This window comes from Aromatoleum evansii (assembly GCF_045689615.1).
Taxonomy (GTDB): domain Bacteria; phylum Pseudomonadota; class Gammaproteobacteria; order Burkholderiales; family Rhodocyclaceae; genus Aromatoleum; species Aromatoleum evansii.
The window spans coordinates 1,067,778-1,087,563 of record NZ_CP141259.1 but is presented as its reverse complement, the minus strand read 5'-3'; the positions used below and the strand labels follow the sequence as shown (position 1 = coordinate 1,087,563).

The window sequence follows — 19,786 nt, the reverse complement described above, 5'->3', positions numbered from 1 at the left end:
CCCCTTCAATAGCCCTTATCGGGTCATTGCTTTTTATTCTGGACGATCTGCAGGCCTTTGAGAAGATTCACCGCCTGCCCGAGCTGATAGTCGTCCTTGCCGGCGAATTCGAAACGGTGCGGCGACGCCGCCTCGTCGTCTCCACCCGGTGCCTTGCCGCCCTCGCCAGCCGGCCGCTGCGCTTCCTTGAGCTTGCGTTCGGCATCCGGGTCCTTGTCGTTGCCGAGGTGTCCGTCGAGGTCGGCCTCACGCAGGCGACGCGAGGAACCGTTGGCGCTTTCCTCCACGACGATATCCGGCTCGATGCCCTTGGCCTGGATCGAACGGCCGTTCGGCGTGTAGTAGCGCGCGGTCGTCAGCTTGATCGCGGTGCTGGCGTTGAGCGGCAGGATGGTCTGCACGGACCCCTTGCCGAAGGTCTGGGTACCCATCACCACGGCACGCTTGTGGTCCTGCAGCGCGCCCGCGACGATCTCCGACGCCGACGCCGAACCGGCATTCACGAGCACCACCATCGGCAGCGTGCGCGCGCCCTGCGGCAGCGCCTTGAGGAAATCCTCGCGCGTGCCGCGCAGGTAGTCCTCGGGGCTTGCACGGTATTCGCGCTTCGCGTCCTCGGTGCGGCCGTCGGTGGACACCACCAGCGTATTGCTCGGCAGGAAGGCGGCGGCGACGCCGACGGCGCCGTGCAGCAGGCCACCCGGGTCGTTGCGCAGGTCGAGGACCAGGCCCTTCAGCTCATTGCCCTTGGTCAGCTTGCCGAGGTGCTCCACCACCGCCTGCGCGGTGTTCTCCTGGAACTGCGCAACGCGCAGGTAGCCGTAGCCCGGCTCGACGACCTTGGACTTGACGCTCTGCACCTTGATCACCTCGCGGGTGATCTTCAGCACGACGGGCTTCTGCTCGCCCTTGCGTGCGATCGTCAGCGTGATGTCGGTCTTCGGCTTGCCGCGCATGCGCTTGACCGCGTCATTGAGATTCATGCCCTTGACCGGCGTGTCGTCGAGCTTGACGATGAGGTCGCCCGCCTTCACCCCGGCACGGTAGGCCGGCGTGTCCTCGATCGGCGAGATCACCTTGACGAAGCCGTCTTCCATGCCGACCTCGATGCCCAGCCCGCCGAACTCGCCATGCGTGCCGACTTGCAGTTCCTTGTAGGCCTCTGCGTCAAGATAGGCGGAGTGGGGATCGAGCCCGCTCAGCATGCCGCTGATCGCGTGATTGATGAGCTTCTTGTCCTCGACGGGTTCGACGTAGCCCTGCTTGATCGCGTTGAACACGTCGGCAAACGCGCGCAGCTCTTCCACCGGCAGGGGTGCCTGCGTGGCCTTGTCGGCGCTGGCGGAAAAATTGAGGCTGATCAGCACGCCGGCAACCACGCCGGTCATCACCAATCCCGCTTTTTGAAGCTTGTTGCGCATGAGCACTCCATCGAGGAAACGTCGCCCGGCCCACGCCGGAAAATCTAGTTGAACTGCACCCACTTCAGAGGATCGAGCGGCTGACCCCGATGGCGGATTTCAAAGTATAAACCCGATTCGCTGCCGCCTCCGCTGGCGCCCACGCTGGCAATCGCGTCACCTCCGGCGATGTTGTCGCCGAGTTCCTTGAGCAGCGCATCGTTGTTGCCATAAATGGTCAGGTAGTCGCCGCCGTGGTCGACGATGATGAGGTTGCCGTACCCGCGCAGCCAATCCGAAAAGACCACCTCCCCGGCCGCCACGGCGCGCACCTGCGAGCCCCCCGCCGCACGGATGAACACCCCGCGCCACGTCGTTCCGCCTTCCGCCCTTGGAGCACCGAAGCGCCCCACGAGTTCTCCCCGCACGGGAAATCTCATCTTGCCGCGCAACTGCGCAAAGCTCACGCCGGTGGGCGTCGGTCCGGCCGACTGTCGGATTTCGCCGACGACTGGCTCGGAGCGGGCCGGCGCCGGCCGCGACTGCCGGTGTTCCGGGGAGGCATCCGGGGCGGCCCCGCTGGCGGCAAGCGCGGGGCCGTCAGGCTGCGCGGCGCCGTCGCGGGCGGAGTCGTTCCTCGCGGCCTGCTCCCGGGCGGCCCTTTCACGCGCGGCGAGCTCACGCGCCGCCTGCTCGCGGGCTGCCTTTGCCGCTGCGGCTGCGCGCGCCGCTTCGCGCTCGGCCGCGCGCCGCGCCAGCACTGCGACCAGGCGCCCGAGGCGCTCCTGATCCTGGCGCAGCGTCCGCTCCTCCTTGCGCTGGGTGCGCAGCTGCTCGGCAAGGCCGGTCACGGCTTCCTTCCGGCGCGCCTGCACGGCCTCGAGTTCCTTGCGCCGCGCCTGCTGGTCGGCCTCGAGCGCGACCAGCCGGTCACGGCGCGCGACGATTGCCTCGCCCAGGCGGCTCTTTTCCCTGAGGTCGTTGCGCAGGGTCTCGATCAGTTCGAGACGCGCCTTGCCGAGATGCTCGAGATAGTAGGCATCGCGCGCGAGCTGGTTCGGGTCGCGCGTCGACAGGAAGGGAGCGACGCCGCCCGCCGCACCATGCACGTAATGCCGCCGCAACCAGTCCGCGAGTTCGGACTGGCGCGAGACGATGCGCTCCTCGACCGCCAGCCGCTCGGCCTCGAGGACCGCGAGATTCCGCTCCGCCGCGGCACGGTTCGACGCCAGCTGCTGCAGCTCGCGCTGCACCCGCGACACGGCCCGCTCGGCCTCGGCGAGTTCCTCCGATGCGCTCGAGCGGGATTCCTCGGTATCGGCGATCTCCTTCTGCAGTTCGCGGATGCGCTGGCGCACCTCTTCGAGGTCGGAGCGCTTCTGCGCCACTTCCGGCGCATCGGTGGCGTGCACGACGGCACCCGCCAACAGCACGCCCGTGGCCAGCGCGAGACGCAGGCCACGCGGCAACAGATGTCCCTTGATCGGCAATTGCAGTCTCAGCTTCCGATCCTGCCCGGGACGGACGCGCCGGCCTGTCCGGGGCGCATGGGATCCTCGTCCATCAGGGCGTAGCTCTTGATCGGGCGCAGATTCGCATCCAGCTCATACACCAGCGGCTGCGCCATCGGGATCTCGAGGCCGGCGACGTCCTCGTCGGCGAGCCTGTCCAGGTGCTTCACGAGGGCGCGCAGGCTGTTGCCGTGCGCCACGATCAGGACGCGACGGCCGGCCAGTATCTGCGGCACGATGACGGTCTCCCAGTACGGCACCAGGCGGACCAAGGTATCCTTGAGCGATTCGGCGCGGGGAAACTGCGCGCGCGGCAAGGACGCGTAGCGCGGATCGTTCATCGTCAGGCGCTCGTCGCCCTCGGCCAGTGCGGGCGGGGTGGCATCGTACGAGCGGCGCCATGCCTGCACCTGCTCCTCGCCGAAGCGCGCGGCGGTTTCCGCCTTGCTCTGGCCCTGCAAGGCGCCGTAACTGCGTTCGTTCAGGCGCCACGAGTGCTCGACCGGCAACCACAAGGCATCGAGCTCCTCGAGCACCAGGTTGAGCGTCTTGTTGGCGCGCTTGAGCACCGAGGTGAAGGCGAGGTCGAAGGCACACCCCTCGCGCCTGAGCAATCGGCCCGCAGCGCGAGCCTCCTCGACGCCCTTCCCGGTGAGGTCGATGTCGGCCCAGCCGGTGAAACGGTTTTCCGTGTTCCAGGTCGATTCGCCGTGACGAAGCAGAACGATTCTGTACATGAGCGCTCAGAGGATGTGTTGGGAGCGAAAAGGGCCGACGCCCCCGGCAGTTGCCGTGCGGATGCCCGAAACGGGCGGACTGCGCACGGAGGCACCGATGGCGCGCTTTTACGGGCCGCGGTATTTTATACTACTCGCCTGATCTGCACTTCCCGCCATCGTGGACACCAAGACCATCATCGACCTCATCGACAAGCACGAGCACATCGAGACTGCTGCGCGCGCGCTCAAGGCCATCGCGCATCCGCTGCGCCTGAAGATCCTTTGCGTGCTGGGCGGAAACGAGGTGTGCGTCCAGGACATCGTCGAGGCGGTCGGCACCTCGCAGAGCAACATCTCGCAGCATCTGGCGATCCTGCGCGACAAGGCGGTGCTGCAGACGCGCAAGGATGCCAACCGCGTCTATTACCGCATCTGCGACCAACGCACGCTACAGCTCATCGCCCTGATGCGCGAAGTGTTCTGCAACGACCCACCCGGCCGCAACTGACAGCCGGCAGGCGGCGCCGCGCCACACACGAGCCGCAAAAGCACAAGAAAAGCAAACGGAGTAAATCTACGTGGAATTCCTGCAGCAAAACTGGTACTGGGCCGCGCTCGCGGCCGCAAGCGGCGCATGGCTGCTGTTCGACCTCGCGCGCAGCCAGGGCGACAAGTCGCAGCTTTCGCCCGTCGAGGCGACCCTTCTGATCAACCGCGAGGACGCCCAGCTCGTCGACGTGCGCGACCAGGGCGAATTCGCCGGCGGCCACATCCCCAACGCGCGCCATATTCCGCTCGCCGAACTCGAACGCCGCAGCGGCGAACTGGAAAAGTTCAAGGACCGCCCCATCATCCTGTGCTGCGCCGCGGGCAACCGCTCCGCGGCCGCCCTCGCCACCCTGAAGAAGGCCGGCTTCGAGAAGCTGTTCAATCTGCGCGGCGGTGTCGCCGAATGGGAGAAGGCGGGCCAGCCGCTCAGCCGCAAGAGGAAATGACGATGCACGCGAAGATCCGCATGTACGCCACGGCCGTGTGCCCCTACTGCGTGCGCGCCGAGCAGCTGCTGCGGCGCAAGGGGGTGCAGGACATCGAGAAGGTCCGGGTCGACCAGGATCCTGCGCGCCGTGACGAAATGATCGAGCTCACCGGTCGCCGCACCGTGCCGCAGATCTTCATCGGCGACACGCACGTCGGCGGCTGCGACGATCTCTACGAACTCGAACACCAGGGCAAGCTCGACGCGCTGCTGCTGCAGGCCTGAGTCCCCTTCCCGCTTTACCTTTTCAAACCATCCCTCAGGCACCCATATGTCCGAAAACGCCCAAGCCCCCGTCTTCTCCATCGAAAAGCTGTATGTGAAGGATCTGTCGCTGGAAGTGCCCAACGCCCCGCGCATCTTCCTCGAGCGCGAGAATCCCCAGATCAACGTGCAGTTGCGCACCGAGGCGAGCGGCGTCGATGAGGGCGTTTACGAAGTCACGCTGACGGTCACCGTCTCGGCCAAGCTCGCCGATGAACGCACGGTGTTCCTCGTCGAGGCTGCCCAGGCCGGCATCTTCCAGATCCGCAACATCCCCGAGGGCGACCTCGAGCCGGTGACGATGATCGGCTGCCCGAACATCCTCTTCCCGTATGCACGCGAGGCGATCTCGGACGCGGTCACGCGTGCCGGCTTCCAGCCCGTGGTGCTCGCCCCGGTCAATTTCGAGGCGCTGTACCAGGCCCAGCAGCAGCAATCCGAAGCCCGCGAACCGGGCGAATTGCCGATCCAGTAAACGCCATGCGCACCCTGCTCCGCTGCATCGCGCTCAGCGCCGCCCTTGCCATCCCGGCGGCGGCGCACGCGATCGAATACCGCTCGGTAGCTGAACCTGCGATCCTGTACGACTCACCGTCGGACAAGGGCAAGCGGCTGTTCATCGTCGCGGCCGGAACACCGCTCGAAGTGGTCGTGGGCCTCGACAAGTGGGCCAAGGTGCGCGATGCCGGCGGCTCGATCAACTGGATCGAGCGCCGCGCACTGTCCGAAAAGCGCACGGTGATGGTCACGAGCGCCCGCGCAGTCGTGCGCCAGCGCCCCGCAGCCGACGCCCCGGCCGCATTTGAGAGCACCAAGGACGTGGTGCTCGAGGTCACGGGCAACGCGAACGAAGGTTGGCTCCCCGTGCGCCATAAGGACGGCGCGAGCGGCTTTGTCCGGGTGACCGAGGTCTGGGGGCTTTGAGCCCGACACGCATCGCCGTGTTCGGCTCCGGCGCGTGGGGCACCGCGCTGGCGCTGGCCTTCTCGGCACAACACCGCGTGACCCTGTGGGGGCGCGACGCCGACCACATCGCCACGCTCGCCGCCGAGCGCGTCAACACCCGCTACCTTCCCGACGTGCCGCTGCCGCGGGCGCTCGAACTGAGCGCCGACTTCGACGCCGCGGCCCGCGGCGCAGATCTTCATCTGGTCGTCACCCCGCTCGCGGGATTGCGCCAGACCGCGCGCCGCCTGCATGACGTCCAGGCGCACACGCCGCTGATCTGGGCGTGCAAGGGACTGGAGGCCGGCAGCGGACGTCTGCCGCACGAGATCGTGGCGGCGGAACTGGGCGAAGGCGCCGCCTGCGGCGTCCTGACCGGCCCCAGCTTCGCCGCCGAAGTCGCCCGCGGCATGCCGACGGCGATCACCCTGGCGGCAGCCGACATCGCCTTTGCCCGCGAATGGGTGCAGAAGCTCCACCAGCCGCGGCTGCGCATCTACGCCAACAGCGACGTCGTCGGGGCTGAAATCGGCGGCGCGATCAAGAACGTGCTCGCGATCGCCGCCGGCGTTTCGGACGGCATGGGCTTCGGCCTCAACGCGCGCGCAGCCCTGATCACGCGCGGACTCGCGGAAATCGCGCGCCTGGCCACGGCGCTGGGTGGCCGTGCCGACACGCTGATGGGCCTGGCCGGCATGGGCGACCTCATCCTGACCTGCACGGGCGACCTGTCGCGCAACCGCCGCGTCGGACTCGCGCTCGCGCAGGGCAAGACCCTCCCCGAAATCCTGCACGAACTGGGTCACGTCGCCGAAGGCGTGCCCACCGCCCGCGAAGTGGTGAGCCTCGCCGCCCGCCACGGCGTGGAGATGCCCCTGTGCGCTGCCGTCGACGAATTGCTCCACGGCAACCGCCTGGGGCCGCGGGAAGTCGTCGAACAGCTGCTGTCGCGCGAACCGCGCCAGGAATAGCCGCCGGCGGCAACGAATACGGTTCGGGCCGAGCCCTTCGATACGCTCGGGGTGAACGATTGCCGGGACTCGATAGCGACTTGCTGCCCGCGGACGCAACCCGGCCCCGCGCTATTCCGCCGCGCCCGCGAATCCCAGCTGCCGCCAGGCCTCGAACACCACCACGGCCACCGCGTTCGACAGGTTCACGCTGCGGTTCGACGGGCACATCGGAATGCGCAAGGTGCTCCCCTGCGGCAGTTTCGCCATCACGTCCGCCGGCAGCCCGCTGGTTTCCCGCCCGAACAGGAGTACGTCCCCTTCGCGGTACTCGACCGTGTCGTAACGCTGCTCGCCCTTCGTGCTCAGCGCGAACATGCGCCGGCCCGCGAGGACGCGACAGCACGCATCGAAGTCGTCGTGCACGCTGACGCTCGCAAGATCGTGGTAATCCAGCCCCGCGCGTGCGAGTTGCCGGTCCGAGAGGTCGAAGCCGAGCGGTCGCACCAAGTGCAGATGGGCGCCCGTGTTGGCCGCGAGCCGGATGGAGTTGCCCGTGTTGGGCGGAATTTCGGGTTGATAGAGAACGATATGGAGCATGTCAGACCGGAGATGGGGTTCGCGCGACGACCCGGTTCACCACGCAGGCGGCGCCGTGCGATTTTAACGTGCGGGCGAGCTCGTCGAGCGTCGCGCCGGTGGTCATCACGTCATCGACGACCACCACGACTCTCCCCGCGAACGAGCCGTTGCAGCGGAAGGCACCACGCATGTTGCGCCGCCGCTCTAGCCATGGCAGCGTTGCCTGCGGCGCGGTGTCACGGACTCGCTCGACCGCATCGATTAGCAACGGCACCCCCCAGGCGCGGGCGAGCGGTCGCGCGATCTCCGCGGCCTGATTGAAACCCCGCTCGCGCAGACGCGCGGGATGAAGCGGCATCGGCACCACCACGGCCGCCCCCTGCGGCGGCGCAAACGGCTCGAGCAGGCCGGAGAGGAAGCGCGTCAACGCCAGCCGCCGTCCGTATTTCAGAGCCTGGACGAGACGGTCGACCGGGAACACATAGGGCAAGGCCGCCGCCGTCGCATCGAACGCGGGCCGCGTGCGCTGGCAAGTGCCGCAGATCAGATCCTCGCCGGACGGGATCGCGCACACAGGACAGACCGCCGCCAATCTCGGCAAGCTCGCCCGACAGGCCTCGCAAACCAGCACGGATCCGGCCTCCTGGCCGCACACGAAGCATTCGTTCGGCATGAACCGGTCCGCCAGGTGCCGCGCCATCGCCTCCATACGGTAAAGTACGTTTGACAAGTTTTCGCCGAATGAACGAATATGGGAAACTTTGCATTACATCCCGGAACTGCTTTCATGACAATGACTTCCGCGTGCCGCAACATCGATACCCAGCCCGCCGCCAATGCCGCCCCCCGCAGGAAATGGAGCGTCGCCGAGGCCGAAGCATTGTTCGAGACTCCGTTCATGGATCTCGTCTTCCGCGCCCAGCAGGTGCACCGCGAGAACTTCGACGCCAATGCCGTGCAGCGCTCGACGCTGCTGTCCATCAAGACCGGTGGCTGTTCCGAGGATTGCAGCTACTGCTCGCAGTCGGCCCGCTACAAGACCGGCCTCGACCGCCAGCAGCTGATGGCGGTCGCCGAGGTCGTGGAGAAGGCCAAGGCCGCGAAGGCCAAGGGTTCCAGCCGCTTCTGCATGGGCGCCGCATGGAAGGGCCCCAAGGAGCGCGAGATGGAGACCGTCCTCGCGATGGTGCGCGAGGTGAAGGCGCTGGGCATGGAAACCTGCGTCACGCTCGGCATGCTCAAGGGCGACCAGGCTCAGCAGCTCAAGGAAGCCGGTCTCGACTACTACAACCATAACGTCGACACCGCCCCCGAGTACTACGACAAGGTGATCACCACGCACACCCTCGCCGATCGCCTCGACACCCTTGACCAGGTGCGCAACGCCGGCATCAACGTGTGCTCGGGCGGCATCATCGGCATGGGCGAGGGGCGCAGCGGCCGTGCCGGCCTGCTCGTGCAGTTGGCGAACATGGATCGTCCGCCGGAGTCGGTGCCGATCAACAACCTCGTCGCGATCCCCGGCACCCCGCTTGCCGATGCCGAGAAGCTCGATCCGTTCGAATTCGTGCGCACCATCGCCGCTGCCCGGATCATGATGCCGTCCAGCTTCGTGCGCCTGTCCGCGGGTCGCGAGCAGATGAGCGACGAGATGCAGGCCCTGTGCTTCATGGCCGGCGCGAACTCGATCTTCTACGGCGAGCGCCTGCTCACCACGGACAACCCCGAAGCCGACCGCGACGAGAAGCTGTTCGCCCGCCTCGGTCTGCGCGCGATCTGAGCGGCCCGCAAGGGATGGCCGACGACGCAGGCTTCGCGCTCGACCGCACACTCCTGATCCGGCGCTTCGGCCGCGCGGCCGCGAGCTGCGACGAGGTCGCCGTACTCGCGCGCGAGGTCGCGCGGCGCATGGACGAGCGGCTCGACTACATCCGCATCGAACCCCGGCGCATCCTCGACCTTGGCTGCGGCACGGGCGCCGACTTCGACACGCTGGGGCGGCGCTTCCCTGCCGCACAACGCGTCGGCGCCGACTTCGCGCTGCCGATGCTCGCCCGTGCACGCGGCTCGCGCGGGCTGCTCGACCGCCTGCGCGCGCTGGGACGGCCCCAGGGTCCTTCGCTCGCCTGTGCCGACGCGGGAGCCCTGCCTTTCGGCCGCGCCAGCATGTCGCTGGTGTGGTCGAACCTGATGCTCAACTGGCTCGCCGATCCGCTGCCCGCGCTGCGCGAGATGCATCGCGTGCTGGAAGTCGATGGCATGCTGATGTTCTCGACGCTGGGCCCCGACACGCTGCGCGAACTGCGCGCCGCCCTGCCCGCCACGCACGGCGAGCGGGTGCACCGCTTCATCGACATGCACGACCTGGGCGACGCCCTGGTGCAGGCGGGTTTTTCCGACCCCGTCATGGACATGGAAGTGCTGACGCTGACCTACGCGGATGTCGACGAACTGCTGCGCGACCTGCGCCTGTCGGGCTGTGCCAACGCGAGCGTCGCACGCCCGCGCGGCCTGTCGGGAAAGGGCGGCTGGGAGGCGGCCCGGAACACCCTCGAGACGCTGCGCCGGGATGGCCGCCTGCCCGCCACCTTCGAGGTCGTGCAGGGCCATGCATGGAAGGCCCAGCCGAAGACGACCGAGGACGGCCGCGCCATCGTCCGCTTCCAGCCGCGCCCGGGTAAGGCCTGAGGCCGACGTGAGCAAGCCCTGCGCGGGGCCGGTGTGGCTCTTCGACCTGGACAACACACTGCACAACGCCAGCGCGCACATCTTCCCGCACATCAACGTCAGCATGACGGCCTATCTCGCGCGTCACCTCGCCCTCGACGCCGAGGAGGCGAACGCCCTGCGGGTGCGCTACTGGCGCCGCTATGGCGCGACGCTGACCGGCCTCATGCGCCACCACGGCGTCAATCCGCACCACTTCCTTGCGGAGACGCACCGCTTCGAACGCCTGCACGCGATGATGGTGTTCGACCGCGCCCTCGGCGCACTGCTGCGCCGCCTTCCGGGGCGCAAGATCGTGTTCTCCAACGGACCGCAGCGCTATGCCGGCGCCGTCCTCGAAGCGATGGGCATCCGCCGCCACTTTGCGGCGGTATATGGCATCGAGCAGATGCGCTTCCATCCGAAACCGCAGATGCGCGCCTTCCGTCACCTGCTGCACGACCTGCGACTGCCGCCGCAATGCTGCATCATGGTCGAGGATTCGGCCGAGAACCTGCGCACCGCCCGCCGGCTCGGCATGAAGACGGTGCTGATCGGCCGCGGCGTGAAAAAGCCGGCCTACGTCGACGTCAGGATCGCATCCATCCTGGACCTGCGCCGCGCGGCCGGCCGCCTGCTACCCCGGTAGCAATACCGGGGCCGGACGTAGCGAACCTCAGCCGGCGGCCTTCAACCAGCGCGCCGCATCGAGCGCGAAGTAGGTCAGGATGCCGTCGGCACCGGCACGCTTGAAGGACAGCAGCGCCTCCATCACGCACGCCTCCTCCGCCAGCCAGCCATTGGCGATCGCCGCCTTCAGCATCGCGTACTCGCCGCTCACCTGATAGGCGTAGGTGGGCACCTGCAGCTCAGTCTTCACGCGGCGCACGATGTCGAGGTAGGGCATGCCGGGCTTGACCATGAACATGTCGGCGCCCTCGGCGATGTCGAGCGCGACCTCGCGGATGGCCTCATCGGTGTTCGCCGGATCCATCTGGTAGGTGTACTTGTTGCCCTTGCCGAGGTTGCCGGCCGAGCCCACCGCGTCGCGGAAGGGACCGTAGAAGCTGGAGGCGTACTTCGCCGAGTAGGCGAGGATGCGCGTGTAGATGCGATTGTCTCCGTCCAGTTCGGCACGGATGCGCGCAATGCGGCCGTCCATCATGTCGGACGGCGCGACCACGTCGGCGCCCGCCTGCGCGTGGCACAGCGCCTGTTTCGCGAGTGCCTCGAGCGTCTCGTCGTTGAGCACGTAGCCGCGCGGGTCGTCCGGGTCGATCAGGCCGTCCTGGCCGTGGCTGGTGTAGGGATCGAGCGCAACGTCGGTGATCACGCCGAGTTCCGGGAAGCGCGCCTTCAGCGCCTGCACGACGCGCGGCACGAGGCCGTCCGGATTCCACGCCTCCTCCGCACCTTCGGTCTTGCCGGCTGCATCGATCACGGGGAAGAGGGCAAGCGCGGGGACGCCCAGCGACACCGCCTCCTCTGCAACGTGCAGCAGCTTGTCCAGCGACACGCGCGTCACGCCCGGCATGGACGGCACGGTCTGCGTGACGTTGTTGCCTTCGAGGACGAAGACCGGATAGATGAGATCGTCGGCCGACAGACGCGACTCGCGCATCAGGCGACGGGAAAATTCGTCGCGGCGCATCCGCCGCATGCGGGTCGCAGGAAAGGTTCCGGTAGGACGCATGTTCGATCCAGCTCCAGTTCAGTTAATCGACGGGAAACATAAGGTAACGAATTCGGGTGGGAACTTATTCAAAGTCCATTTACTCTGAAACTCCGGATGGTGACGAGCCGTCCCCCGCTTCACCTCCCTGAGCGGGTGCCTTAATCCCGTTAAGGCGTTTGACCCCGGGCTTTATCCCCTTTAGCCCGGGGTCTTTTATTTTCCGGCACCGCCCAGCCGCGCTGCAGCGGGAATCGGACGCAACTCGTCCGTCGGAAGATTCAGCCAGCCCGCGACGGTATGCTCCACCTCTTCGGCCCCGACCTTCTTCAGGCTCGAAAACAGCTGCACCGTGACCTGTGCCCCCATCGGCGCCACTTCGCGACGCACCGCGGCCAGCGTTGCAGCGGCCTCGTTGCGCGTGAGCTTGTCCGCCTTCGTCAGCAGCACGTGAATCGGCCGCCCGCTGGGCAGGAACCAGTCGATCATCTGGCGATCGAGCGGAGTCAGCGGATGGCGGGAATCCATGATGAGCACCAGCCCGACGAGGTTCTCGCGCCGGCGCAGGTAGCTCTCGAGGAGATTCACCCACTGCCGGCGGATCGCCTCCGGCACCTTCGCGTAGCCGTAGCCCGGCAGGTCGACCAGCACCGCCCCACAATCGAGACGGAAGAAGTTGATCAGCTGCGTACGCCCGGGCGTCTTCGAAACATATGCGAGACGCGTATGATCGGCAAGCGTATTGATGGCACTCGACTTGCCGGCGTTCGAACGGCCGGCAAAGGCGATCTCGGCCCCGTCGGGAAGCGGCAGATCGCCCGGTTTTGCAATGGAAATCTCGAATTTTGCGTTGCGGAAGAGCGACATCGGAAAGGAGAGAAAAACGCTTATGGTTATGCCGGTCAGCCCACATTGCATCGCGCAAATCCGGCCAGCTGTTATAGAATACCGCGTTTGCGATAACCACTCACGGCTTTCTGAGGACACCATGATCAAGCGTTCCCTGCTGCTCTCGCTGCTGCTGGTTACGGGCGGCCTTCATGCCCAAGACCAGGCTCCCGACCTCGCCAAGGCGAAACAGACTGCAGAAACCCTCTGCGTCGGGTGCCACGGCGCCGACGGCAACAGCCCGATTCCGGTCAACCCGAAACTGGCCGGCCAGCATGCCGATTACCTGTTCAAGCAGCTCAAAAACTTCAAGGGCTGGAACGGCAAAGCAGCCGAACGCGAGAACCCGATCATGGGCGGCATGGTCGCCGCGCTCGAGGAAGCGGACATGAAGGCACTCGCCATCCACTTCTCGTCGCAGACGCTGCAGCCCGATTCGGCCAAGAACCCGGACCTCGCCAAACTCGGCCAGAACATCTGGCGTGCCGGCATCCCGGCCAAGGGCGTCCCCGCCTGTGCCGGCTGCCACGGCCCCGCCGGCGCCGGCCTGCCGGCGCAGTACCCGCGCCTCGCGGGTCAGTTCGCCGACTACACGGAAGCCCAGTTGAAGGCCTTCCGTGACGGCGTGCGCAAGAACGACCCGGCGCAGATGATGCAGACCATCGCACTGAAGATGACCGATCCGGAGATGAAGGCGGTCGCCGACTACGCCGCCGGCCTGCGCTGATCGTCCGGCTCCGCCGGAATCCCGAACGGGGTGAAAGGGGTGGCTTGGCCACCCCTTTTCCTTTTCCGGTACCGCATCGTCCCACACCCGCCTTCGCATGGCGCACAAGATCGGACGATAATGCGCTTTTCGCCAGACCGAGCGAACGCAGCATCCAGGAACGATAAACATGGTACAGAACCCCGGAAGCCCGAACTCCGCCCGCTCGCCCAACTACACTGCCGCCGAGGCAAGACAGGCCATTCTCGGACGGCTCGCACCAATCGGCGGATGGGAACGCGTCAGCGTCCGTAGCGCCCTCGGGCGCGTGCTCGCCGAGGATGTCATCGCGCCGTGCAACGTGCCGGCCCACGACAATTCCGCAATGGACGGCTACGCGGTACGCCATGCCGATCTCGCGGCGCAGGGCGAGAGCGTCCTGACGGTGGTCGGCACCGCGTTCGCCGGCAAGCCCTTTTCGGGCATCGTCGGTGCCGGACAGGCCGTGCGCATCATGACCGGGGCGCCGATCCCGGAAGGCGCCGACACCATCGTCGTGCAGGAAGTGACGCGCGCCGCCGAGGGCAAGGTGCACATCCCCGCCGGCCAGCGCGCCGGGCAGAACCTGCGGCGCGCGGGCGAGGACCTGGCGCTCGGCGGCGTCGCCCTGCCCGCCGGCAAGCGCTGCGGACCGGCCGAACTGGGCCTCGCCGCATCGCTCGGCATCGCCGAGGTCGTGGTGCGCCGCCGCCTGCGCGTGGCCTTCTTCTCCACCGGCGACGAGTTGGCGTCGATCGGCAAGCCGCTGGCCCCGGGAGAGGTGTATGACAGCAACCGCTACACCCTCTTCGGCGCGCTTTCGCGCTTGGGCTGCGATCTCATCGACATGGGCGTCGTGCGCGACGACCCGCAGGCGCTAGAAACGGCCTTCCGCGACGCATCGGCCAACGCCGATGTGATCCTGACGAGCGGCGGAGTATCGGTAGGCGAGGCGGACTTCATCCGCGAGCTCGTGAATCGGCTGGGCGAGGTCGCCTTCTGGAAGATCGACATCAAACCCGGACGACCGATGGCCTTCGGCCGCGTCGGCGATGCGTGGCTGTTCGGCCTGCCGGGCAATCCGGTCGCGGTGCTGGTGACCTTCTACCAGTTCGTCCAGGACGCCCTGCAAGCCCTGGCCGGCGTGTCGCCGCTGCCCGAGCCCTCCTTGTTCGACGTGACATGCGCAGAGCGTATCCGCAAGCAGCCCGGACGGCGCGAATTCATGCGCGGGCGCCTTGCCCTCGTGGAGGGGCGCCAGACGGTGCGGCTCGCCGGGGCCCAGGGTTCCGGCGTGCTGCGTTCGATGTCGGAAGCGAACTGCTTCATCGTGCTGCCCGAAGAGCGCGGCGACGTCGAGGCGGGCGAAACGGTGCAGGTGCAGATCTTCGACGGTCTCGTGTGAGACATACCAACAGGATGACGCAATGAATCAGGACGAACTGAAGAAGGCCGCGGCGCGCGCGGCGCTGGATTATGTCGAGGACGGCATGATCGTCGGGGTCGGCACCGGCTCGACGGTCAACCATTTCATCGACGGGCTGGCCGACATGCGTGACCGTATCGCCGGAGCCGTCTCCAGCTCGGAAGCGAGCGCACGCCGGCTCGAGGCGTACGGCATCCCGCTGATCGGCCTCAACGACGTGACCGAACTGCAACTCTATGTGGACGGGGCCGACGAGATCGACGGCGGCTTTGCCATGATCAAGGGCGGCGGCGGCGCGCTCACGCGCGAGAAGATCGTCGCCGCGGTCGCCGACCGCTTCGTCTGCATCTGCGACCAGTCCAAGCTCGTGAGCTGCCTGGGCGCCTTCCCTCTGCCGGTGGAGGTGATCCCGATGGCCCGTGCCTACGTCGAGCGCCGCCTCGCACGCATCGGCGGACGCCCCGTATTGCGCGAAGGCTTCGTGACGGACAACGGCAACCTGATCCTGGACGTGCATGGGTTGCGCATTCCAGACCCGCGGAGCCTGGAAACGGAGATCAACCAGATCACCGGCGTCGTGACCAACGGCCTGTTCGCGCTGCGCGGGGCAGACCTGCTGCTGCTGGCCACGCCCGCCGGGGTCGAGCGGCGCGTCGCGGCAACTTCCTGAACCGCAGACATCGGTGCAATATTTCCGTCACATTAAGCTGCTAACCTCGCGGACTCTCGGGACCGGAACATGATGATGAACAAGCACACCTACACGCAGTTCGACAACGAACTGGAGGCCATACGCAAGCGCCTGCTGGAAATGGGCGGACTGGTGGCGCAGCAGCTGACGCGTGCGATCGAAGGGCTCGGGACGGGCAACCAGGAACTGCTCGAGCAGGTCATCGCCGATGACCGCAAGGTCAACGAAGAGGAAGTCGCGCTCGACGATGCCTGTATCCACGTCATCGCGCGCCACGCTCCGACGGCGGGCGACCTGCGCATGGTCATGACCATGATCCAGATGATCACCGACCTCGAGCGCATCGGCGACGAGGCCAAGAAGATCGCCAAGGCCGGTCGCCAGATCATCGACTCGGACGCTGCCTTCGTTCCCAAGGTGGAGCTGCGCCACGTGTCGACGATGGTCGTCGAGATGCTGCAGGGGGCGCTCGACGCCTTCGCGCGCATGGACCCGACGGCATCGCCCGACATCGTGCGGCGCGACAAGGAGGTCGATGCGATCTTCAAGGGCATCATGCGCCAGCTCATCACCTACATGATGGAAGATCCGCGCGTGATCACGCGTTCGCTGGACGTGCTGTTCATCGCCAAGTCGATCGAGCGCATCGGCGACCACGCGAAGAACCTCTCCGAATACGTGGTGTACATGGTCAAGGGCCGCGACGTGCGCCACGAGGGGGTCGAGGCGCTGGAGCGCGCATCCGGCGCCGAGTGACGGCAATCACGCTGCCCTGTGGCGGCGGGCAATGCAAAAAGGGATGGCCGCGGCCATCCCTTTTTCATTGGCGCGCGCCGATCTCCGGCGCGCAGGCTCACTGCGCCGGCGGGACGTAGCCGCCGACCTGGTCGGCGCCGCCGCCGAAGAAGTGCTTTTCCATCTGCTCCGACAGGTACTTGCGCGCACGCGCATCCATCAGGTTGAGGCGATTCTCGTTGATCAGCATGGTCTGGTACTTGACCCACTGCTGCCAGGCTTCCTTCGAGACGTTGTCGAAGATGCGCTTGCCCAGCGCACCGGGAACCGGGGGCAGGTCCAGCCCCTCGGCCTCGCGACCAAGCTTGATGCAATTGACCATACGGGCCATCGTTCAGTCCTCTCTTCTGCAATCGGGTTCATGGGATTCGGTGGGGCTCATTCTAGCGGATTCGGGGCAGCTCGCTGCCATGGTCCATTGATCGCGGCCGCTGCTCTTCGAGCGGTACATCGCCTGGTCGGCTGCCGCGATGAGCTGTTCGGAGGACGATGCGTGACGTGGGTAAATCGCGATCCCGAGGCTCGCGGTGATGCCGACGGCACGCCCGCCAAAGTCGAAGCGCAGCCCCTCGATCACCTCTATGATGCGGCGCGCAAGTTCGCACAGCTCGTTCTCGCCGGCATCGGGCACGACGACCCCGAATTCGTCGCCGCCGAGGCGGCAGAACATCTCGTTGCGGCGGATGACGTCGCCGACCTTATCCGCGAGCGTGACCAGCACCTCGTCCCCGGCCTGGTGTCCGAACTCGTCGTTGATCGGCTTGAAACCGTCAAGGTCGATCGCGAGCAGGCCGACCTCCCCCCCGCGCCGCGAGGCGTCGGCGAGCTGCCGGTCGAGCTCCTCGTGGAAGCGCCGTCGATTGTAGAGGCCGGTCAGCGGATCGTGCTCGGCCAGTTCGACCAGCCGCTGCGCCGTGCGGCGCTGCTCGGTGACGTCCTCGTAGATCCACAGGCGCCCGATGCCGCGGCGCCCCTGCGCGGCCTCGACGAGCGCGGCGATATCGGTGACGATGCGACCGTCCTTGAAATGCACTTCGTGAGGCTCACTGACGACGTAGGTGCGCAACACCGCGTCGATGTGCTCGAAGTAGGCTTCCGGCTGCTCGATCAGCTCGGCGACGCGGCTTTGCAGCACCACGTCGCGCATGCCGATGAGGTTCTCGTCGGGCGGAAAACCCCAGATGTCGAGCATCGCGCGGTTGTAATAGAGCACACGGTGGTCGCGGTCCATGAACAGGATGCCCAGCCGGATGACGTTGAGCAGGGCCGACAGGCGCTGGCGCTCGTCGTTCGAACGCGCGAGGTAGCGCTCGCGCAGCGCCTGCGCACGTCGCAGCTCGGTGACGGTTTCCAGCAGCTTGTACTCGGCTTCCTTGCGCGCCTGGATGTCCTCGGCCGACATCCTCAAGCCCGCAGGCTGTGTGCCGTCCCTGCCAAGCGGCCGCCAATGGCAGGCGACCCAACAGATGTGGCCGTCCTCGCGCAACAGGCGCATCTCGAAATCCTCGCCGGGACTCCCCTCCGCCACGCGCTGCGCCATGCGCTGGCAGTAGCGGCGATCGGACTCGTGCACCAGCAGCGCGAGCGCATCGGGCGCCTCAAGGCAGGCCGAGGGACTCCAGCCCGTCAAGCGCTGGATCGACGGGCTGATCCAGGTGAGTCGCCCACGCATGTCGAACAGGGCTTCCACGCCATGCACGCCTTCCGCAATCTCGCGCAGGCGGGACACGCCGACGGCGAGCACATCCAGCCGCTTTGCGTGATCCGCTGCGGATTCGCGACCGCCGACCTCGGGGGAAAGGTGCACGACGATGTCCAATGCATCGAGACGCGACGCGATCGCGGCGTCGTTGCCGGTCTGCCGACGCAGCACCGCATTGACGTACAGGAGCGCGACACCGGCCCCCAGCCCCCCCGCCGCAAGCAGCACCAGGGCAAGCACGCCCACGTCGCCAGCCACGCCGAAGTGCGCGCCGCCCAGCGCGCCAAGGCCCGCGAGGAGGGCGCCCGCCACGCCAGCCAGCACCGGCGCAGCCCGCGAAGGGGCTTGCCTGCCGCTCACGGGGCCTCCGCACGCGGGCTGCACGCGCACCATCGGCCGGACCATGCGCGCGCATCGGTCATAGCTTCTTCACGAACACTTTCGAGCGACGCTGGTAGTTGTACAGCTCGCGCTTCTTCTGCGGCAGGGCCTCGGGGCCGATCTCGCTGAAGCCGCGCTCGCGGAACCAGTGTGCGGTGCGTGTCGTGAGCACGAAGAGACGCTCGAGGCGCTGATTGCGTGCGCGCTGCTCGATGCGACGCAGCAACTGGTCACCGAGCCCCGCGCGGCGATATTCAGGCGTGACGGCAAGGCAGGCGAGCTCCGCCGCACGTTCGTCCGAAAACGGATACAGCGCTGCGCAACCGACGAGCACCCCGTCATGCTCGACGACCGAGAAGCGGTCGATCTCCTGCTCCAGCAGTTCGCGTCCGCGCCGCACCAGCGTGCCGTCCGCCTCCATCGGCGAGATCAGCGCAACCAGCGCGGCGACATCCTCGAAGCTTGCGTCGCGCAGGCGGAACAGGGGATCGCGCGACACGACCGTGCCCACGCCGGCGTGGGTGAAGAACTCCAGCAGCAGGCCGCCGTCCTTGTCGTGATCGATGAGGTGCACGCGGGCGACGCCACGCCGCACCGCCCGGATCGCGCACGGCAGGTACAGGTCCAGGTCCTCGGTGAGTCCCTCCCCCGCATTGAACATGCGCTCGGCCTCGTCGGCGGTCACCGAGTCGATCAGGCGCTGGTCGGCATCCAGCAGGCCCGGCGCGTCGCACAGGTAGATCAGCTTCTCGGCCTTCACCGCAACGGCCACCGCCTCGGCGACCTCCTCCATGCTGAGATTGAAGATCTCCCCCGCCGGCGACACGCCCATCGGCGAGATCAGCACGACGTTCTGCTGGTCGAGGTCGGCGTTGATCTCCTCGGCGATGATCTTGCGCACGGCACCGGTGTATTGATAGTCGACGCCATCGACGACGCCGACCGGACGCGCCGTGATGAAGTTGCCGCCCGTCACGCGCATGTAGCTGCCGGCCATCGGCGTGTTGGGCAAGCCCTGCGACAGCAGGGCTTCCACTTCGAGGCGCGTCACCGCCATCGCGGCCTTGACGCATTCGAGCGCCTCGGCGTCGGTCACGCGCAGGCCGTTGTGATAGCGCGGCTCCAGTCCGCGCCGCGCGAGTTCGGCTTCGATCTGCGGCCGGGCGCCGTGCACGAGGACGAGGCGGATGCCCAGCGCGGCGAGCAGGTTGCAGTCGTAGGCGAGGCTCTGTGCGCGAGCGCCGGCGGCGACCTCCCCGCCGAAGGCGATGACGAAGGTGCGCCCGCGGAATGCATGGATGTAGGGTGCGGCCCCGCGCACCCAGGCCACGAACTGCTCCGTCGACGCCGCAATGTCGGATGCAGCCACACTG

At 67.2% G+C, this 19,786-nt stretch carries 23 protein-coding genes; 13 read left to right on the top strand and 10 right to left on the bottom strand.

The genetic code is table 11. The features are described 5' to 3' along the window. Positions 1-23 precede the first annotated feature (23 nt). Genes U5817_RS04875 through gpmA form a run of 3 tightly spaced genes read right to left on the bottom strand, consistent with a single transcriptional unit; the run spans position 24 to position 3,648 of the window. Positions 24-1,421, bottom strand: coding sequence for a S41 family peptidase (locus tag U5817_RS04875; protein WP_407279895.1), 1,398 nt, complete (start codon positions 1,419-1,421; stop codon positions 24-26). 44 nt (positions 1,422-1,465) lie between these two features. Further along, a complete protein-coding gene (locus tag U5817_RS04870) occupies positions 1,466-2,890 on the bottom strand; it encodes a murein hydrolase activator EnvC (protein ID WP_211167080.1) in 1,425 nt (474 codons plus the stop codon). Between the two features lie 8 nt (positions 2,891-2,898). Beyond that, positions 2,899-3,648, bottom strand: a complete 750-nt coding sequence (gpmA, locus tag U5817_RS04865) for a 2,3-diphosphoglycerate-dependent phosphoglycerate mutase (protein ID WP_407279894.1) — start codon at positions 3,646-3,648, stop codon at positions 2,899-2,901. Positions 3,649-3,808: 160 nt separating this feature from the next. Here gpmA and U5817_RS04860 point away from each other — a divergent pair, with 160 nt between their 5' ends. The 6 genes from U5817_RS04860 (at position 3,809) to U5817_RS04835 (ending at position 6,846) form a co-directional block, all read left to right on the top strand. After that, positions 3,809-4,138 carry a metalloregulator ArsR/SmtB family transcription factor gene (locus tag U5817_RS04860; RefSeq protein WP_169128539.1) on the top strand — a complete coding sequence of 110 codons (330 nt, stop codon included), beginning with the start codon at positions 3,809-3,811 and terminating at the stop codon, positions 4,136-4,138. 70 nt (positions 4,139-4,208) lie between these two features. Next, the gene (locus U5817_RS04855; protein WP_169128541.1) at positions 4,209-4,625 is read left to right on the top strand and encodes a rhodanese-like domain-containing protein; all 417 of its coding nucleotides are present in this window, start codon (positions 4,209-4,211) and stop codon (positions 4,623-4,625) included. Between the two features lie 2 nt (positions 4,626-4,627). Beyond that, positions 4,628-4,891, top strand: a complete 264-nt coding sequence (gene grxC, locus U5817_RS04850; protein WP_211167081.1) for a glutaredoxin 3 — start codon at positions 4,628-4,630, stop codon at positions 4,889-4,891. A gap of 46 nt (positions 4,892-4,937) precedes the next feature. Further along, a complete protein-coding gene (secB, locus tag U5817_RS04845; protein WP_169128543.1) occupies positions 4,938-5,405 on the top strand; it encodes a protein-export chaperone SecB in 468 nt (155 codons plus the stop codon). Between the two features lie 5 nt (positions 5,406-5,410). Next, entirely contained in the window at positions 5,411-5,854 is a 444-nt protein-coding gene (locus tag U5817_RS04840; protein WP_169128545.1) for an SH3 domain-containing protein, read from the top strand. Continuing rightward, positions 5,851-6,846: an NAD(P)H-dependent glycerol-3-phosphate dehydrogenase gene (locus U5817_RS04835; RefSeq protein WP_407279893.1), complete on the top strand. Its 996-nt coding sequence runs from the start codon at positions 5,851-5,853 to the stop codon at positions 6,844-6,846. Before U5817_RS04840 ends, U5817_RS04835 begins: the two co-directional genes overlap by 4 nt. A 111-nt stretch (positions 6,847-6,957) precedes the next feature. Here U5817_RS04835 and U5817_RS04830 read toward each other — a convergent pair whose 3' ends face one another. Both U5817_RS04830 and U5817_RS04825 read right to left on the bottom strand, forming a co-directional pair. Continuing rightward, positions 6,958-7,425, bottom strand: coding sequence for a tRNA (cytidine(34)-2'-O)-methyltransferase (locus U5817_RS04830; RefSeq protein ID WP_169128549.1), 468 nt, complete (start codon positions 7,423-7,425; stop codon positions 6,958-6,960). Position 7,426: 1 nt separating this feature from the next. After that, positions 7,427-8,107 carry a ComF family protein gene (locus U5817_RS04825; protein WP_407279892.1) on the bottom strand — a complete coding sequence of 227 codons (681 nt, stop codon included), beginning with the start codon at positions 8,105-8,107 and terminating at the stop codon, positions 7,427-7,429. 93 nt (positions 8,108-8,200) lie between these two features. Between U5817_RS04825 and bioB the strand changes: the two genes are divergently transcribed. Genes bioB through U5817_RS04810 form a run of 3 tightly spaced genes read left to right on the top strand, consistent with a single transcriptional unit; the run spans position 8,201 to position 10,762 of the window. After that, positions 8,201-9,187: a biotin synthase BioB gene (gene bioB, locus U5817_RS04820; protein WP_407281023.1), complete on the top strand. Its 987-nt coding sequence runs from the start codon at positions 8,201-8,203 to the stop codon at positions 9,185-9,187. A 14-nt stretch (positions 9,188-9,201) separates the two neighbouring features. Continuing rightward, positions 9,202-10,095, top strand: coding sequence for a methyltransferase domain-containing protein (locus U5817_RS04815; RefSeq protein ID WP_169128555.1), 894 nt, complete (start codon positions 9,202-9,204; stop codon positions 10,093-10,095). Positions 10,096-10,102: 7 nt separating this feature from the next. Beyond that, a complete protein-coding gene (locus U5817_RS04810) occupies positions 10,103-10,762 on the top strand; it encodes a pyrimidine 5'-nucleotidase (protein WP_407279891.1) in 660 nt (219 codons plus the stop codon). 27 nt (positions 10,763-10,789) lie between these two features. On the opposite strand, the gene hemB is transcribed toward U5817_RS04810, so the two are convergent. Both hemB and yihA read right to left on the bottom strand, forming a co-directional pair. Then, positions 10,790-11,806 carry a porphobilinogen synthase gene (gene hemB, locus U5817_RS04805; RefSeq protein ID WP_169128559.1) on the bottom strand — a complete coding sequence of 339 codons (1,017 nt, stop codon included), beginning with the start codon at positions 11,804-11,806 and terminating at the stop codon, positions 10,790-10,792. A gap of 195 nt (positions 11,807-12,001) precedes the next feature. Next, positions 12,002-12,652 (bottom strand): ribosome biogenesis GTP-binding protein YihA/YsxC, encoded by a 651-nt coding sequence (yihA, locus tag U5817_RS04800; RefSeq protein WP_169128595.1) that lies wholly within the window; start codon positions 12,650-12,652, stop codon positions 12,002-12,004. A gap of 121 nt (positions 12,653-12,773) precedes the next feature. Between yihA and U5817_RS04795 the strand changes: the two genes are divergently transcribed. The 4 genes from U5817_RS04795 (at position 12,774) to phoU (ending at position 16,291) form a co-directional block, all read left to right on the top strand. Then, entirely contained in the window at positions 12,774-13,400 is a 627-nt protein-coding gene (locus tag U5817_RS04795) for a cytochrome c (protein ID WP_169128561.1), read from the top strand. Positions 13,401-13,569: 169 nt separating this feature from the next. Beyond that, positions 13,570-14,823 carry a gephyrin-like molybdotransferase Glp gene (glp, locus tag U5817_RS04790; protein ID WP_407279890.1) on the top strand — a complete coding sequence of 418 codons (1,254 nt, stop codon included), beginning with the start codon at positions 13,570-13,572 and terminating at the stop codon, positions 14,821-14,823. A 22-nt stretch (positions 14,824-14,845) separates the two neighbouring features. Beyond that, positions 14,846-15,514: a ribose-5-phosphate isomerase RpiA gene (rpiA, locus tag U5817_RS04785; protein WP_169128565.1), complete on the top strand. Its 669-nt coding sequence runs from the start codon at positions 14,846-14,848 to the stop codon at positions 15,512-15,514. 75 nt (positions 15,515-15,589) lie between these two features. Continuing rightward, positions 15,590-16,291, top strand: coding sequence for a phosphate signaling complex protein PhoU (gene phoU / locus U5817_RS04780; protein ID WP_169128597.1), 702 nt, complete (start codon positions 15,590-15,592; stop codon positions 16,289-16,291). 97 nt (positions 16,292-16,388) lie between these two features. Here phoU and U5817_RS04775 read toward each other — a convergent pair whose 3' ends face one another. From U5817_RS04775 to argA, 3 genes are read right to left on the bottom strand one after another with little or no spacing between them, the layout of a single operon-like run. After that, positions 16,389-16,661: an oxidative damage protection protein gene (locus U5817_RS04775; protein ID WP_169128567.1), complete on the bottom strand. Its 273-nt coding sequence runs from the start codon at positions 16,659-16,661 to the stop codon at positions 16,389-16,391. Between the two features lie 3 nt (positions 16,662-16,664). Next, on the bottom strand, positions 16,665-18,392 hold the full coding sequence (locus tag U5817_RS04770) for a diguanylate cyclase domain-containing protein (RefSeq protein WP_407279889.1): 1,728 nt from the start codon (positions 18,390-18,392) through the stop codon (positions 16,665-16,667). A gap of 58 nt (positions 18,393-18,450) precedes the next feature. Then, a complete protein-coding gene (gene argA, locus U5817_RS04765; protein WP_407281022.1) occupies positions 18,451-19,782 on the bottom strand; it encodes an amino-acid N-acetyltransferase in 1,332 nt (443 codons plus the stop codon). Between the last annotated feature and the right edge of the window lie 4 nt (positions 19,783-19,786).